Below are 14,562 nucleotides of genomic sequence, written 5' to 3'. Positions count from 1 at the left end.
AATAACGAAGCAATAAGGACAACGCATGAGTGCGCGAGCAAATCATACCTTAGTGGTGGGTATTGGTGCATCAGCCGGTGGGCTAGAAGCTGTCAGTGAACTAATTCGTCATTTGGATGCGCGTATTCCAGCTTGCTTTGTGGTGCTGCAACATTTGTCGCCGAGCCATAAAAGCATGATGCCTGAAATATTATCGCGTGAAACTGACTTGCCCGTGATTGGCTTACAACGTGCAACGAAACCACGCGAAGGAACTATTTATGTGGTTCCTGCCAACAGCAATGCCATTTTTAGAGATGGCCGTATAGAGCTTACGCCAGTCACTCCAGAGGTGTCGCCGAAGCCCTCTATTAATCAATTTTTTACCACGCTAGCCAAAGAAATGCATGACCTAGCCATTGGTGTAGTGCTTTCTGGCACTGGTAGCGATGGCACCGCTGGATTGCGCGCTATTCAGGCTGAAGGCGGTGTTACTATTGCACAAAAGCCAGAAACAGCGAAGTACCCAGGCATGCCGCAATCAGCTATTGATGCGGGCTGTGCAAATATGGTGTTGAGCCCCAAAGACATAGCTAAGCAAATGCCTAACATTGTCACTATACATACCGACACCAGCGAAACCATTGCGGAAAACCAAATGCGGCAAATTGTTGCCATGCTTAGTGAAGCCATGAATATGGACTTTAGCGGTTACAAGTCGGGCACAATGCAGCGACGCATTCGGCGCCGGGTTGTGGCTAGTTGTGCAGGGCGTGTCAGTGACTATATAAAACTGATAAGCGAACAGCCCGATGAATTATCAGCGTTAGCCAGTGAAATTCTGATATCAGTAACCGCGTTCTTTCGTGACAAAGAAGCTTTTGAAAGTTTCAACCAATCACTATTGCAACACCTAGAAGAGAACCCTGAAAAAAATGACTTGCGGGTTTGGGTGGCAGGCTGTGCCACTGGTGAAGAAGCGTACTCGGTGGCGATGCTGATTGCTGAAGCTACGGCTAAACATAACAGGCCTTTGCAGGTACAAGTATTCGCCACCGATTTAGATGAAGAAGCGCTGCACGTAGCGCGTCGAGGTGTTTATTCTATTGGTGCGCTGGCCGAAGTGCCAAGCCGCATGATTGAGAAATATTTTAAGCAAACCAGCCAGCACCTTGAGATAACCAAAAAAATTCGCGATATGGTGGTATTTGCACGGCATAATTTGGTCACCGACCCGCCGTTTATGCGCGTTGATTTTGTGACTTGCCGCAATGTACTTATTTATTTCGAGCCAAAGCTACAACGTAAAGTATTACAGCGGTTCCATTTTGCTTTGGCGTCTCATGGCATGCTGTTTCTTGGGCGTTCGGAAAGTATTGCCCAAGCTGAAGAGTTGTTTCATGTGGTGAACCGTCGTGACCGGTTGTACGGGAAGTCTGAGCAGACGACTGCCTCAGTTATAAACACCAAAACGAGCCGTCAATTACCCGATCAAACGGTTGAGAATAGTCCAACCAAGAATAATTTTGCGTTGCTGCAACAGCTGTTATTGCAAATGCGTTCTGCCATGGTTATTTGCCGCCGTGACGGCACAGTGATTCGTAGCCTAGGCGATGTTGGCCGCTTTTTTAATGAAAAGAAACTGAACAATGCCAATGCAGGCATTGCTGGCGCAGTGATTAAGCCATTTAAAGACGAGCTCGTTTCACTCATGAACGAACTGGACTGGGACGGGAGCGGCGTGTTTGGCTCTGTGCAAGCCATTAAAGGCGAATATTGGCAGTTTTTGCTAATTCCAGTTTATGAAGAAAGTCAATTGCATTTAGCCGTCGTTGTTTTACCGGCATTTTTACCTTCGGCGAAAACGCAAGCTGAAGTTTTATTAAGTGGCGACGAAGTAAAAGACAGCGTGCTACGTGATGAACTCAATGCCACCCGAGAGCAGCTGCAAACCATGCTGGAAGAAATGGCGACTTCGAATGAAGAGATGCAGTCTTTAAATGAAGAAACCCAAGCGTCAAACGAAGAGTTGCAAGCGACCAATGAAGAACTTGAGGCGGCCAACGAAGAGCTGCAAGCCACCAACGAAGAACTCATAAGTTTAAACCAAGAGCTGAATGTTAAAACCGCCGAGTTAGTGGCGCTCAACGATGAATATGAGCATGTTTACGACGCTTTAGAATTTCCGTTACTAGTGCTTGATGCGCAAGGCAAATTGCTACGTTTTAACGCACAAGCGCAGCGGCTACTGAATTTGCGTGGTCATTCGATTGGTCGTGATTTTGCTAAACTAAAACTGCCGAGCTATTTGAGTCACGACACCAACACATTGTTCGAAAAAGCCTTTACTGAGTCCGACACCCAAAGCACCGTCGTGCGTGACGGCGACACCGTTGTGCAGGTAACGGTAACGCCGGGACTAAACAATGCGGGGGAGGTGTATGCGGTGCTGGTGACGTTAGTGGACGTTACTGACATTACTCACGCACAACAACAGTTGCGAGAGTCGCAACAGCAACTTAGTCAGATTATGGCCAACACCACCATTATTTTGGCCATGAAAGATTTATCGGGTAAGTACTCTTATGTGAATCCACGCTTCGTTGAGGCCTTTCAGTGCGGTGAAGACAGAGTTTTGGAACAAACCGATTTTGATGTGTTTGCCCATGATTTTGCCAGCTCGGTATGGGAGCACGATTTGCGTGCGGTACGAACGCGCAAACCGCAAATATGTGAGCACAGCTACACTGATAGTGAGGGCAATACGCGGATTTATCGCATGGTGCATCAAGCGTTAACCAATGACAAAGGCAAAGCTTATGCACTTATTAACGAGGCTGAAGATATTACTCTGCGCAAAAAAGCAGAGCAGCAGCTGCAAATTGCTGCGCGCGTTTACGAGCAAGCCGGTGAGGCCATTGTGGTTATGGATGAAAACGCACTGATTCAAACGGTAAATAGTGCGTTTGAAAAACTAACTGGCCGTAGCGAAGAACAAGCAAAAGACACCTGTTTTTGGAATTTGTTGCGGCTTGGGCGTGAACATGATGGCCCCGATAATTTGCGTAGTCAGCTTGAAACCGAAGGGTTTTGGCAGGGTGAAGTGGCGATTGGCCGCAGTGAAACCGACTCTTTAGCGGTATGGCTTACGGTGAATCGCATTCAAGCTGGCGACTCTGAACAGTTGGCGTTTGTTGCGGTGTTTGCTGATATTTCCAACTTAAAAGAGTCGCAACGTAAAGCCGAGTATTTGGCCACCCATGATAGTTTGACAGGGCTACCAAATCGCACGCTGTTTCATGACCGCCTTGAACACGCTATTGAGCTAGGCAAACGGCATCACACCGAAGTCGGCTTATTGTTTATCGATTTGGATAACTTTAAAAACTTGAACGACACGTTAGGGCATGACGCTGGTGATGATTTGTTGATTCAAGCAGCCGAGCGATTAAAAACGGTTGCGCGCGAAACCGACACCGTTGCGCGCCTTGGTGGCGATGAGTTTACCGTGGTTATTGCCGACTGCACCATGGCTGCTGCAGAACGTATTGCACGACAAACTCTTGATGTGATGAGCCAGCCTTTTGTGGTGAGCCGGCGTAAGCATTTTATGAGCGCCAGTATTGGTATTGCGTTTTTCCCAACCGATGGTCTTGATACGACAACTTTAGTTAAGGCTGCAGATACAGCAATGTATCGTGCTAAAGAAAACGGCCGCAATCGTTACGAAGTGTACAAAGAAGAGTTGCAGTCGCAGCTAATGCGCCACGCCAGCATGGAAAACGCATTGCGCGAAGCACTACAAAAAGAACAGTTATACCTGGAATACCAGCCGAAGTTTTCAGTGCAGAACCCTAACCAAATTATTGGCGCAGAGGCATTATTGCGCTGGAAAGATCCGAAGTTAGGGCAAGTAAGTCCGGCTGACTTTATTGCAGTTGCCGAGCAAAGTAATTTAATTGTTGATGTGGATTTTTACGTGGCAACTGCACTGATACGGCAGCTAGCACGTTGGCAAAAAGACGGTATTGATTACCCTGTTATGGCACTTAATGTGTCGCCGAAAAGCTTTCAGCACGAAAGTTATGTGGACTTAATTTTGCGCTTGCTAGACCAATATCAGGTGAAGTCGTTAATGATTCAGCTAGAATTAACAGAACGTACTTTAGTGTCACAGCGAAACTCTGAACTTGGCAATATCGAACGGCTGCGCAACGCGGGTATTCAATTAAGTATTGATGACTTTGGTACGGGTTATTCGTCCATGAGCTATTTGAAGCGCTTGCCGTTAGCGGAATTGAAAATTGATAAGTCGTTTGTTGACGGCCTTGGTCTTGAGAACAACGATGAAGCCATTTCGCGCGCCATTTTAGCTATGGCCAGAGCGCTTGATATACGCACCGTAGCTGAAGGTGTGGAAACCAAACAGCAACTTAAATGGTTGCAACAAGAGGGCTGCGACTACGCGCAGGGCTATTACTTAGCGCGGCCATTAAGCACAGAAAACTTTGTTAAACGCCTACAACAAGGAAGTCAACATGAATGCTGAACAACGAGGTTTCATTGCTGCGTGTGAACGTGAACAGTTGCATTTAAGTGGAGCCATTCAGGCATACGGCGCCATGATTGTTGCCAATAAACTGGGTCAAATTACCCATGTGTCGCAGCAGGTAAATGATTTCTATCCTGAATTAAGCACGGCAAGTGTAGGGCAAGGGTTGCCCGATGTGCTGTGGAATTTATTTCGCCAATTTGAGGGCGAAACTCTGTGGTTTGCGGGTGAGCTAACCAATGGCCAGCAAGAACTTGATGTGGTGTTAAATCCTGTTGGGCATGATCACGTTGCCATGGAGTTGCTCCCCAGTTATTCAGCCCCAAATTTACGCTCGGCGCTTAGTGTGTTGCCCAACACAATAGCTAACGACGACGACCTAAAACAAGTTCGGCAAACATTAGTGGACTATATTGCCGAACTGACTGGTTTTGAGCGTACTATTTATTATCATTTTTTGCCCTCAGGTGATGGTGAAGTTTTGGCCGAGTCGTGTGCGCGAGCTAGCTTAGGTAGCTACTTGCAGTTACGATTTCCTGCGAGTGACATTCCACAAATAGCTCGTGCGCTTTATTTAAAAAACCCATGGCGCTGTATTTTTGATGCCAAAGTTGAGTCGGTCGCGTTAGTAGGCCGTGATAACAGTGTGCCTGACTTAACCCATGCCGTACTGCGCAGCGTGTCGCCAGTGCATATTCACTATATGAACAATATGGGCGTGCGCTCTTCGGTGTCTTGGTCTATTGCCGGTAAGGATGATTTGCTCGCGTTGTTGTCAATTCATGATCGACAAGCCAAACAATTGCCGTTTAATGTGCTTGATCACATTAACGACATTGTTGAGCGCTATAACTTTTTATTACGCGAGTATCGTACTCAGCAACGTATGAACCTGCATGACCGTTTGCAGTCGCAGTTTCAATATTTTAGTGAGCGGTTCGGTAATTTAAGTGATGCCGAAAATTTGTGGGAAGAACTTGCGAATTGGCTTATGAGTGAATTTAATGCCGACGGCGTGGTATTGAAAACGCCGTTACAGCAATTAAGTTTTGGCGCCGCATTAGAAGACCACGCCATTGATACTGTGGTTGAATTTATGAAAACTCGCGACGACTTAGTTTGGATAACAGACAACCTGTTAGAAGATTTGCCGGTAGTTGAACTGAGCCAAGTAGCGGGCGTTGCTGCCTTGCGCAGTAGTAATCAAGCAGAGCCGCATGCACAGCTGTTTTTGTGTCGTAACGCCGAGTTATATCAAGTAGCTTGGGGTGGGCGCCCAGACAAGCCTTTAGAGTCTGATAATCCTGATATGCCTATTTCACCGCGCCGGTCATTTGAAAAGTGGATTGAAACACGTTACTCGTTCAGCTCGCCGTGGGACGAGAACACACGCATAAAATTAATGAAAATGCGGTTACTTTTAAATGAATTTTAATATTAGTATAGACATCTAAACGTCTATATTGATATTTGCAGGTAAACTCGTTACATTAGCCCTCATGTTTAGCCATGAGGGCTTTTTTATGAATCGAATATTACGCAGCAAGGTAGCTGGCGGCGAGCTAGTACTGTCGGTTGTGGACGGTGATTTAAACTCGTCGGCGCCACGCATATTGGTACTCGGTGGTATTTCTGGTGATCGTGATGCTATTAATGAAAACGGCACCGGCTGGTGGCAAGGCCTTGCAGATGCAATAAATTTGGATACCTACCAGTTAGTGCAAGTGGACTACGCTGGCGGCACCGGTGAGTCTGAAGTTAGCCCATTACCAACCAGTATTGCCGAGCAAGCTGCGCTAATTTCTTATGCGCTTCAACAACATAGCCTGCTTGAGTTTCATGCCGTGGTGGGCGGCTCTTACGGTGGCTTAGTGGCGTTAGAGCTGGCCCAAGATAAGGCCTTGAATATTGAGCGCTTGGCTATTATTGGTGCGGCCCACAGGCCGACAGCGCAGGCGGTTATGCTGCGTGCATTACAGCGTGAATTTGTGCGCCTAGGCGAAGCTGCGCAGCAACCCGAACGCGGTGTGCAGTTGGCACGCGCATTGGCCATGTTGAGCTACCGCAGTGCCGATGGTATGGACCAATTTTACCCCGACCCGCATGACGCCGTTGCTTATATTGAAAGCCGCGGGTTACGCACCGTACAGCGCTCGTTGCCACGAGCGCGGCAATTGTTTGAAGTGTTCGGCCCCGCCCTTGATAGCTATCGTATTGAGCCGTACCACATTGAGCAGCCTACCTTACTCATCGGTTTTGACAGTGATCAGTTAGTGCCACCAAGTGTGCTTGAAGAGTTTGCTGATGGGCTACCCGATTGCCGAGGCTGTCATATTTTTGCGTCGTCATATGGCCATGACGGCTTTATTAAAAACACTACAGCCTATGCCGCCACCTTAAGTCATTTTTTGGAGCAATCATGTCATTAGCAATTATTGTGGTTGGGCTTGGTAGCATTGGCGGAACTTGGTTGCGCGACTATGCCCAGCGCTTGCCAGCGGGAGTTCAGGTTTATGGCGCGGCAAATTCAAAACAATTTTGGCGCTGGCCGCTACCTAACAATTGGCGCGCTGAGCAAGTCAAACAAGACGTTATTGCCGCGCTTACTGCAGCTATTAAGATGGGCTTGCGTGAGTTTTCCCACCTAGTTGTGCTTGACCTAACAGCCTCAAAAGACGTTAGCCGAGCGTACCCACAATGGATAGCTGCTGGCGCCCATATAATTAGTGCGAACAAATATGCCGGTTCTAGTCACCCAGACTTTTACCGTGAAGTACGCAGTGCGTTATTCGAGCATAAGCGCCACTGGCTTTATAATACCACCGTGGGCGCTGGGTTACCGATACAAAAGGCGGTGCGCGAGCGCCTAGACTGCCATGACACTATTGAAGTGATGGAAGGTAACTTTTCTGGCTCACTGTCATGGATTTTTCAGCAGTATCGGCCGGGTGATAAGCTCTCAATTTGGCTGCAAAAAGCTGCGGCGCAGCACTTAACCGAGCCCGACCCGCGGCTTGACTTGAGCGGCATGGATGTGGCGCGAAAGTTACTTATTTTGGCGCGTGATGCGGGCTGGGAGTTACAACTAGCAGATATTCAGCTGCATAATTTAGTGCCTACTAGCTTGCGGGGCTGTTCACTCAGCCATTTTTGGCGCGAAGCGCGGGTCTTTGATGCGGAATTTGAGCAATGGCGTTTGCGTGAACATCCACACGCAACGCAGTTTTGTTACATTGGCTCGGTACAAAAAACAGCTGAAGGGAAAATAATCGCCAAGGCGCAACTTCAGCCTATTGATCAGCAGTCAGCTTACGCGCACTTACCACCGGGCAATGCTAATTTTATTATTCGCAGCCAACAATATAATGCTAACCCTTTGGTTATTCAGGGGCCTGGTGCCGGGCCGGAGGTAACCGCAGCGGGTGTGCACAGCGATATTTTGGAGTTATTAAAGCAACTGTAAAAAAATACTTGCGTCATGGGTTGGTTTGATTATTATGGACGTCTAAACATCTATACGTTTTTAAATCTAAAATTAAAATACTCAGACGCAAGTGAGGTTTTCATGACAGTAGCGAAGCACCCAGCCACATTAGCCATTCACCATGGCTACAACGCTGACCCTACCACCAAGTCGGTGGCCGTTCCCATTTATCAAACCGCCGCCTTTGCTTTTGATAACGCCCAACATGGCGCGGACTTATTTGACTTGGCGGTGCCCGGGAATATTTATTCGCGCATTATGAATCCCACAAACGACGTGCTTGAACAACGTTTGGCGGCGCTTGAGGGGGGCGTGGCAAGTTTGGCTGTGGCGTCGGGTATGGCGGCAATTCATTACGCGCTTATTACCTTGGCCAAAAGCGGTGACAATATTGTAACCACACCACAAATTTATGGTGGCACCTATACGTTGTTTGCCCATCAACTACCCGCGTTAGGCATTGATGTGCGCTTTGCTAAAAGCGACAAACCTGAAGACTTAGCCGAGTTAATTGACGCCAATACCAAAGCGCTGTATTGCGAAACCATTGGCAATCCAGCCGGTAATATTGCTGATATCAAAGGGTTGGCGGCTGTAGCCGAGCAAGCCGGTATTCCATTGGTGGTTGATAATACCGTGGCAACGCCAATATTGTGCCGGCCCTTTGAGCATGGCGCTCATATTGTGGTGCACTCGCTAACGAAATACATTGGCGGCCATGGCACCACTATTGGCGGTATTATTGTCGATAGCGGCAAATTTGATTGGACCAAACATGCCGATAAGTTTCCGCAGTTTAGTCAACCAGAGCCGGCGTATCATGGTGTGGTATACACCGAAGCTTTTGAAGCAGCCGCGTTTATTGCCCGTGTGCGTACAGTGGCATTGCGTAATACCGGCGCGGCGTTATCGCCCTTTAATGCATTCTTGATTTTGCAGGGGCTTGAAACATTGCCTTTACGTATTGAACGCCACTGTGAAAATACCGCCAAAGTAGTGAGCTATTTGCAGCAGCACCCACAAGTAGACTGGGTGAATTATGCAGGCAGCGAAAATCACCCACATTATGCGCTTGCCCAGAAGCATATTGACGGTGGGCTACCAGCCTCGTTAATCACCTTCGGTATAAAGGGCGGTTACCAAGCTGGCGTGAAATTCTATGATCAATTGCAACTGTTTAAGCGCCTGGTGAATATTGGTGATACTAAGTCGCTAGCGTGTCACCCAGCGTCTACCACCCACCGCCAACTTAGTGCTGAAGAACAAGCAAGCGTTGGGGTTAAGCCAGAAGCCATTCGGTTGTGCGTAGGTATTGAGCATATTGATGATATTTTGGCTGATCTTGAGCAAGCGCTAACGTAACGTTTTCGCGCAACGTCTTCACGCAACGTAAAGACTGTTGGCGTTTGGTAAAGAAGTGATATTATCGGGCAACTATGTCAATTGTCAGATGAATGCAATGGAGTTGTCCGATGTATCGCAAGTTAGGTTTGGTTGTTTTCGCCGCTGTGTTATTACAAGGTTGTGCAACATACGTAGAGCACAAGCTTTCTAGCCGCGTTGAACCTATGGGTATGCCGGCAAATATGCCAGAAATTATCACTGACGCTGGTGGCCAATTTCGTGAGTTTTGCTTGCCGCATTTAGGCGGTTGCACAAAATACATTTATGCGCCATCAACCGCTGAGCGGCAAGACCAGAGCTTTAAGTTTACCGCAGTTTTTGAAGACGCCACCAAAGAGTACGCACTTGATTTAAATCGCCAGCAGATTCCCGAAGTTCGTCGCGGCACTATGATTATGCTGCATGGTTATGGCGGCAACAAAGAAACCATGTTTTTCTTGGCTGAATACTATCGTTTTATTGGCTTTCACGTGATTATTCCAGACCTAAAAGGGCATGGTGAGTCATCGCATGAGCAGCCTGGGCTTGCCGTCAACGACGTTGAAATGATCGATACCTTGATTAACTCGTTACCAGGGCGTGAGCGGCCTCACCCACTATTTATTACAGGATATTCCATGGGCGCTGTTGCGGCGGTGCACGTTGCGCGCCAACGTAATGATATTAGTGGTTTGGTGTTGTTAGCCCCCATGCGCCAATTTGAAGACGCGGTATACGAAGTGACTAAAATGACCAATAAAACAGCGGTTAAGATCATATCCGAAGAGTCAATTCGTGAGGGTGCGCGCAATACTCTGGTGAACAATGATATTGAAGCCGAAGCGCTTGATCTGCACCAAATATTACCGCCGCTTAAAGTACCAACCTTAGTGCTTGCCAGTGAGCGTGATAGCGTTGCCCCCTTTAGTTATTTTCAACCACTGGCGTCACGCTATGTTGAGGTGAAAGAGATTCCCGACCGTCATCACTTTCTGATGGCGATTATGGACCCTAAAATGCACGAGTATTTATACCCTTGGTTGCAACGCCGCCGATAAATTAAGGTTGAGTATCTATCGGCCAGTCAACTATGTCGACGTTATCTAACTCATTGTCGAAGACATCGCCTTGCCACTTTTTGATAAACTTATGCTGTGGGTCATAAATGGCAGTTTGTTTGGTTAAATCAAACCACCGCTGCCCCCTTGGGTCGGCTCCTACGCCGGCTAAGTATTGCCAATTTCCCCAATTAGCGGCCACGTCGTAATCAATGAGTTGTTGCTCGAAATAGGCAGCGCCGTAACGCCAATCAAGTTGTAGTTCATGAACAAAGCAGCTGGCAACAAGCTGACGACCTCGATTCGACATATAGCCCGTTGCATTGAGCTGTTTCATACAGGCATTAACGATAGGGTAAGGTGTATTGCCTTGGCACCATTTTTTAAAGCGCGCCGCATAAAAGCTCGTTCGAGGGCGTTGCTTATTAATGCCTTCAGCGCTGAACAACAGCGCATCATAATGCCTTGCATAATGCTGAAAGTATTCGCGCCAGAGTAGTTCGAAGTAAATCCAATAGGTGCTGTCATTCGCCCCAAAAGTTTGCTCGTGTTGGTTGAGTAACGACATAACTTGTCGCGGCGAAACGCAGCCTAACGCTAACCAAGGTGAAAATTTGGTTGAGTGTACAAATTCGTCTAACGCGTTGCGCGTTTGTTTGTAGTGTTGTGCTTGAGTGCTATTAAAGTAGCCCTTTACATGATCGATACCTGCCGCGCAACCACCATGAAATTGGCTAGGTTGCGGCTCAGCAACTGGTTTAGGATAGTGGCAATAGCTAGGCGGAAATTGCTTTGGCGGTGGCGGTAATTGTGAAGGGCGCGCACAACAACTAGGAATAGTGATGGGCTCAGCTAATTTACGAAACTTTGAGAAGCTAGCGGGAAAAGGGGCAAGTGCGTTTGTTAACTGCTGTGCATCAAAAAGCGTCTGCGTCTCGGTTTCTGCATAGTGCAAAAACGGATAACGCTGGCGCACAATCGACAAATACTGGCGCTCGTAGAAGCCACTGTTTTCAGAGCGATAAATTGCATCAATGCCATATTGCGCGATGATACGTGCGACGGTTTCAAGCGGTGGTTGGTCACTAACAATAAGTCGCTGGCCATAGGTTGCTAGCTGCGTATCTAGCTGGTGTAAGCTCTGTTCAAGAAATTGTTGCCGAGCTGGCCCCATGCTGCGCAAGCCATAGCGGTTTGGTTTAAACCACTTAGGGTTTACACAGTACAGCAGAATTAACTGTTGGCATTGCGCTGCAGCACGACACAGCAGCGGGTGGTCGTCAATTCGCAAGTCATTTTCAAACCAAACTAACCCCACCCGATGCTGATGCATGGTTTATACCAGCTCTTTTAATGATGCCTTGCTAAACGCCTGAATATCCGCTTCGTTACCGTCGCGCATTTTTTGCAGCCATTGTGGGTCTTGCAACAAGGCACGGCCCACGGCAATAAGGTCAAACTCGTTGTTGGCCATGCGTTGTACCAACTCATCAATGCCAGACTTTTCAACAGCCGGTTTGTCTGAAGCAAAGGTGCCGCTAATAAAGTCTTCGGTTAAGCCGACACTACCTACCGAAATAGCTGGCTTGCCAGTTAGCTTCTGTGTCCAGCCTGCTAGATTCAAACTTGAACCTTCAAACTCGGGCTCCCAGAAGCGGCGTGTTGAGGCGTGGAAAATATCGACGCCGGCTTCAACTAATAAGTCGAGTAGCTGTTTCAGCTGTTCTGGTGACTCAGCTAATTTGGCTTCATACGCTTGCTGCTTCCACTGCGAAAAACGGAACACAATCGCAAAGTCTTCACCAACCGCTGCACGCACGGCGCGAACAATTTCACAAGCAAAGCGAGCACGGTTTTCTAAAGAACCGCCGTATTCGTCGTCACGAACATTGGTGCCTTCCCACAAGAACTGATCAATTAAATAGCCATGGGCACCGTGAATTTCAACACCATCAAAGCCTGCTTCTTGCGACTGGCGTGCGGACTCAGCAAACGCGGCGATAACTTCATCGATGTCAGCTTTGGTCATGGCGACGCCGCTGGCTTTACCTGGGGCAAATAAACCCGACGGGCTATAGGCTGGCGCGGCATTTTCGTCTTCTGGTTTGCGCACTGCACCCACGTGCCACAACTGCGGAATAATTTGCCCGCCGGCTGCATGCACTGCGTCGACCACACGCTTCCAGCCAGCCATAGCCGTTTCACCAAAAATTTTCGGCACGTTCGGGAAACCACTCGCACCGGCATGATTAATTTCCACGCCTTCGGTAATGATCAGTCCAATTTCACCTTCAGCACGGCGCTGATAGTACTTTACCACGGCTTCGTTCGGCACGTTGCCTGGCGAGAAGCTGCGGGTCATGGGTGCCATAACAACGCGGTTGCGAAGTTTCAGCGACTTACATTCAAAAGGCTTTAATAATGGGCTTAAATCAGTAGACAAAATGACTCCTTAACTATTTTGTAGCATGTCGTCTGGCAGCGGCTCTTCAATGCACGCGCATAAAGTAGCAACCAGTTTACGTTCGTTATCTGATATATGGTTATCTTCAGTTACGGTTTCAACCCATTTTTCGATCAAAGGCTGCTTGGCACGAGGCGCCCATTTTTTGCAGGTATTCAGTGCTTGTTCTAACTGCAACAGGTCAATCTTTTCGCCAGCTTCAGAACGTTTTAAAGCCACCACCGTGACTGCAAAGGCTTCCGCATTGTCGAGGGTGGCCGAAAAGCGTTTACCGTCAGTAAGTTGGCGTGCGAGTAGCTGATACAGGCACCAATGAAACAAGTCGTCGCTGTGGCTTAGTTGTTCTAAGTCATTCAGTAACGCCAAGCGAGCCGAGTCTTTGGCAACGCGTAGCGCAGGAATAGCTAGTTCTACTAACGCTAGTTGCTGTGCTGGTGACAATGCTGCTAACTCGAGATGTTTTTCACCAACCATTTGGCCCACCACAAGATCACGAATAAACTGCGGTGCTTGTTGCGGCGAACGTACCCTGTCAAGTAGTAATGCCGGTAGGGCTAACATAGCTAAACGGCTTAAAGCATTGGGCTGCGGTTGGTTGGCTTGTTGTTCTTGCAGAGACTGCACGCGGGCCTGTTGGGGGCGCGGATAACGGCCATTCCAACTCGGTTGAATGCGTTTAATGCGCTTTTCTAGCGGTGGATGGGTGGCTAATAGGGTAAACCAAGAACTTAACGCCTGACCAAAAAACAAATGGGCGGTTTCGTCAGCGTTGGCATGTTGCACGCGGCTGCCATGTTGGCGCGCGCCAATTTGCTGCAAGGCACCAGACAACGCCTCGGGGTTACGCGTAAATTGCACGGCTGCGGCGTCCGCAAGGTACTCGCGTTGGCGGCTTACCGCAGCTTTAATGATGTTACCGAAAAACACCCCTATGTAGCCAACAATAATTAGCCCCAACCCAACGAGTGGCAGCGCGTTGCCATTGCCTTTGCGGCGCGAGCTGCTAAAACGTGCTGAATGCAAGAACATACGGCCCACATGCGCAATCAATAAAATGCCGGCTAGCGCCGCAATTAAACGAATGTTTAACCGCATGTCGCCATTCAGAATATGGCTGAACTCGTGGGCCACCACGGCTTGTAGCTGCTCACGTGAAAACGTTTCCACGGCGCCACGCGTTAGCCCAATAACTGCGTCTTTGCTTTCGTAGCCGGCTGCAAAGGCATTAATATTGCCCTCGTTTGGTAGTAAATATACTGCGGGCACCGGCATGTTGGCGGCAATGGCCATTTCTTCCACCACATTTAATATGCGGCGTTCAAGCGGGTCAGTTGAGTCGGGTGCAATGCGCACGCCGCCTAAACTTTCAGCCACCACATGGCCACCTGGTTTAAGGCTTAGCCATTTCACGAACATGGCCATGAGAATGCCGCCGCCAACGAAAGCCGCTACCCATAAAATAGGTTGCCAGCTAAACACATAGCTGCCGTTTTGACTCACCGAAATACCGCCAAACACGGCAGCCGCTATGGCGCCAACCAACCCGACAATTAACAAGAAGGCAATGCTAAATAGCACCACCAACAGGCCGGTATTGCGCTTGGCCTGCTGTTGGTGTTCAAAAAAGTTAACCATGGTTGTT

General features: G+C 48.4%; 9 protein-coding genes. 6 read left to right on the top strand and 3 right to left on the bottom strand.

Annotated features, from left to right (window positions below):
• Positions 1-25 precede the first annotated feature (25 nt).
• The 6 genes from ASC40_RS06450 to ASC40_RS06425 all read left to right on the top strand — a co-directional run bounded on the left by ASC40_RS06450 (position 26) and on the right by ASC40_RS06425 (position 10,456).
• Positions 26-4,528: an EAL domain-containing protein gene (locus ASC40_RS06450; RefSeq protein WP_055438972.1), complete on the top strand. Its 4,503-nt coding sequence runs from the start codon at positions 26-28 to the stop codon at positions 4,526-4,528.
• Positions 4,518-5,966, top strand: coding sequence for a GAF domain-containing protein (locus ASC40_RS06445; RefSeq protein ID WP_055438971.1), 1,449 nt, complete (start codon positions 4,518-4,520; stop codon positions 5,964-5,966). Before ASC40_RS06450 ends, ASC40_RS06445 begins: the two co-directional genes overlap by 11 nt.
• A gap of 88 nt (positions 5,967-6,054) precedes the next feature.
• A complete protein-coding gene (locus ASC40_RS06440; RefSeq protein WP_169782090.1) occupies positions 6,055-6,960 on the top strand; it encodes an alpha/beta fold hydrolase in 906 nt (301 codons plus the stop codon).
• Complete coding sequence (locus ASC40_RS06435) at positions 6,951-7,994, top strand: hypothetical protein (protein WP_055438969.1); 1,044 nt, start codon at positions 6,951-6,953, stop codon at positions 7,992-7,994. The genes ASC40_RS06440 and ASC40_RS06435 overlap by 10 nt, the downstream gene beginning before the upstream one ends.
• 102 nt (positions 7,995-8,096) lie before the next feature.
• Positions 8,097-9,377: an O-acetylhomoserine aminocarboxypropyltransferase/cysteine synthase family protein gene (locus ASC40_RS06430; RefSeq protein ID WP_055439135.1), complete on the top strand. Its 1,281-nt coding sequence runs from the start codon at positions 8,097-8,099 to the stop codon at positions 9,375-9,377.
• 110 nt (positions 9,378-9,487) lie between these two features.
• Complete coding sequence (locus ASC40_RS06425; protein WP_055438968.1) at positions 9,488-10,456, top strand: alpha/beta hydrolase; 969 nt, start codon at positions 9,488-9,490, stop codon at positions 10,454-10,456.
• Between the two features lies 1 nt (position 10,457).
• Here ASC40_RS06425 and ASC40_RS06420 read toward each other — a convergent pair whose 3' ends face one another.
• From ASC40_RS06420 to ASC40_RS06410, 3 genes are read right to left on the bottom strand one after another with little or no spacing between them, the layout of a single operon-like run.
• Positions 10,458-11,789 (bottom strand): DASH family cryptochrome, encoded by a 1,332-nt coding sequence (locus ASC40_RS06420; protein ID WP_055438967.1) that lies wholly within the window; start codon positions 11,787-11,789, stop codon positions 10,458-10,460.
• 3 nt (positions 11,790-11,792) lie between these two features.
• Entirely contained in the window at positions 11,793-12,899 is a 1,107-nt protein-coding gene (locus ASC40_RS06415; RefSeq protein WP_055438966.1) for an NADH:flavin oxidoreductase, read from the bottom strand.
• Between the two features lie 9 nt (positions 12,900-12,908).
• Positions 12,909-14,555 (bottom strand): M48 family metallopeptidase, encoded by a 1,647-nt coding sequence (locus tag ASC40_RS06410; RefSeq protein WP_055438965.1) that lies wholly within the window; start codon positions 14,553-14,555, stop codon positions 12,909-12,911.
• Positions 14,556-14,562: the final 7 nt, after the last annotated feature.

Origin of the sequence: Pseudidiomarina woesei (genome assembly GCF_001418345.1) — a bacterium.
Lineage (GTDB): Bacteria > Pseudomonadota > Gammaproteobacteria > Enterobacterales > Alteromonadaceae > Pseudidiomarina > Pseudidiomarina woesei.
Note: the sequence above shows the minus strand (reverse complement) of the source record. Positions and strands in the feature narration are given on the sequence as shown.

Bases quoted from the DNA above. Each gene is read 5' to 3' on its own strand.
- ASC40_RS06450 (WP_055438972.1), top strand. From the start codon at position 26: ATGAGTGCGCGAGCAAATCATACCTTAGTGGTGGGTATTGGTGCATCA.
- ASC40_RS06445 (WP_055438971.1), top strand. From the start codon at position 4,518: ATGAATGCTGAACAACGAGGTTTCATTGCTGCGTGTGAACGTGAACAG.
- ASC40_RS06440 (WP_169782090.1), top strand. From the start codon at position 6,055: ATGAATCGAATATTACGCAGCAAGGTAGCTGGCGGCGAGCTAGTACTG.
- ASC40_RS06435 (WP_055438969.1), top strand. From the start codon at position 6,951: ATGTCATTAGCAATTATTGTGGTTGGGCTTGGTAGCATTGGCGGAACT.
- ASC40_RS06430 (WP_055439135.1), top strand. From the start codon at position 8,097: ATGACAGTAGCGAAGCACCCAGCCACATTAGCCATTCACCATGGCTAC.
- ASC40_RS06425 (WP_055438968.1), top strand. From the start codon at position 9,488: ATGTATCGCAAGTTAGGTTTGGTTGTTTTCGCCGCTGTGTTATTACAA.
- ASC40_RS06420 (WP_055438967.1), bottom strand. From the start codon at position 11,789: ATGCATCAGCATCGGGTGGGGTTAGTTTGGTTTGAAAATGACTTGCGA.
- ASC40_RS06410 (WP_055438965.1), bottom strand. From the start codon at position 14,555: ATGGTTAACTTTTTTGAACACCAACAGCAGGCCAAGCGCAATACCGGC.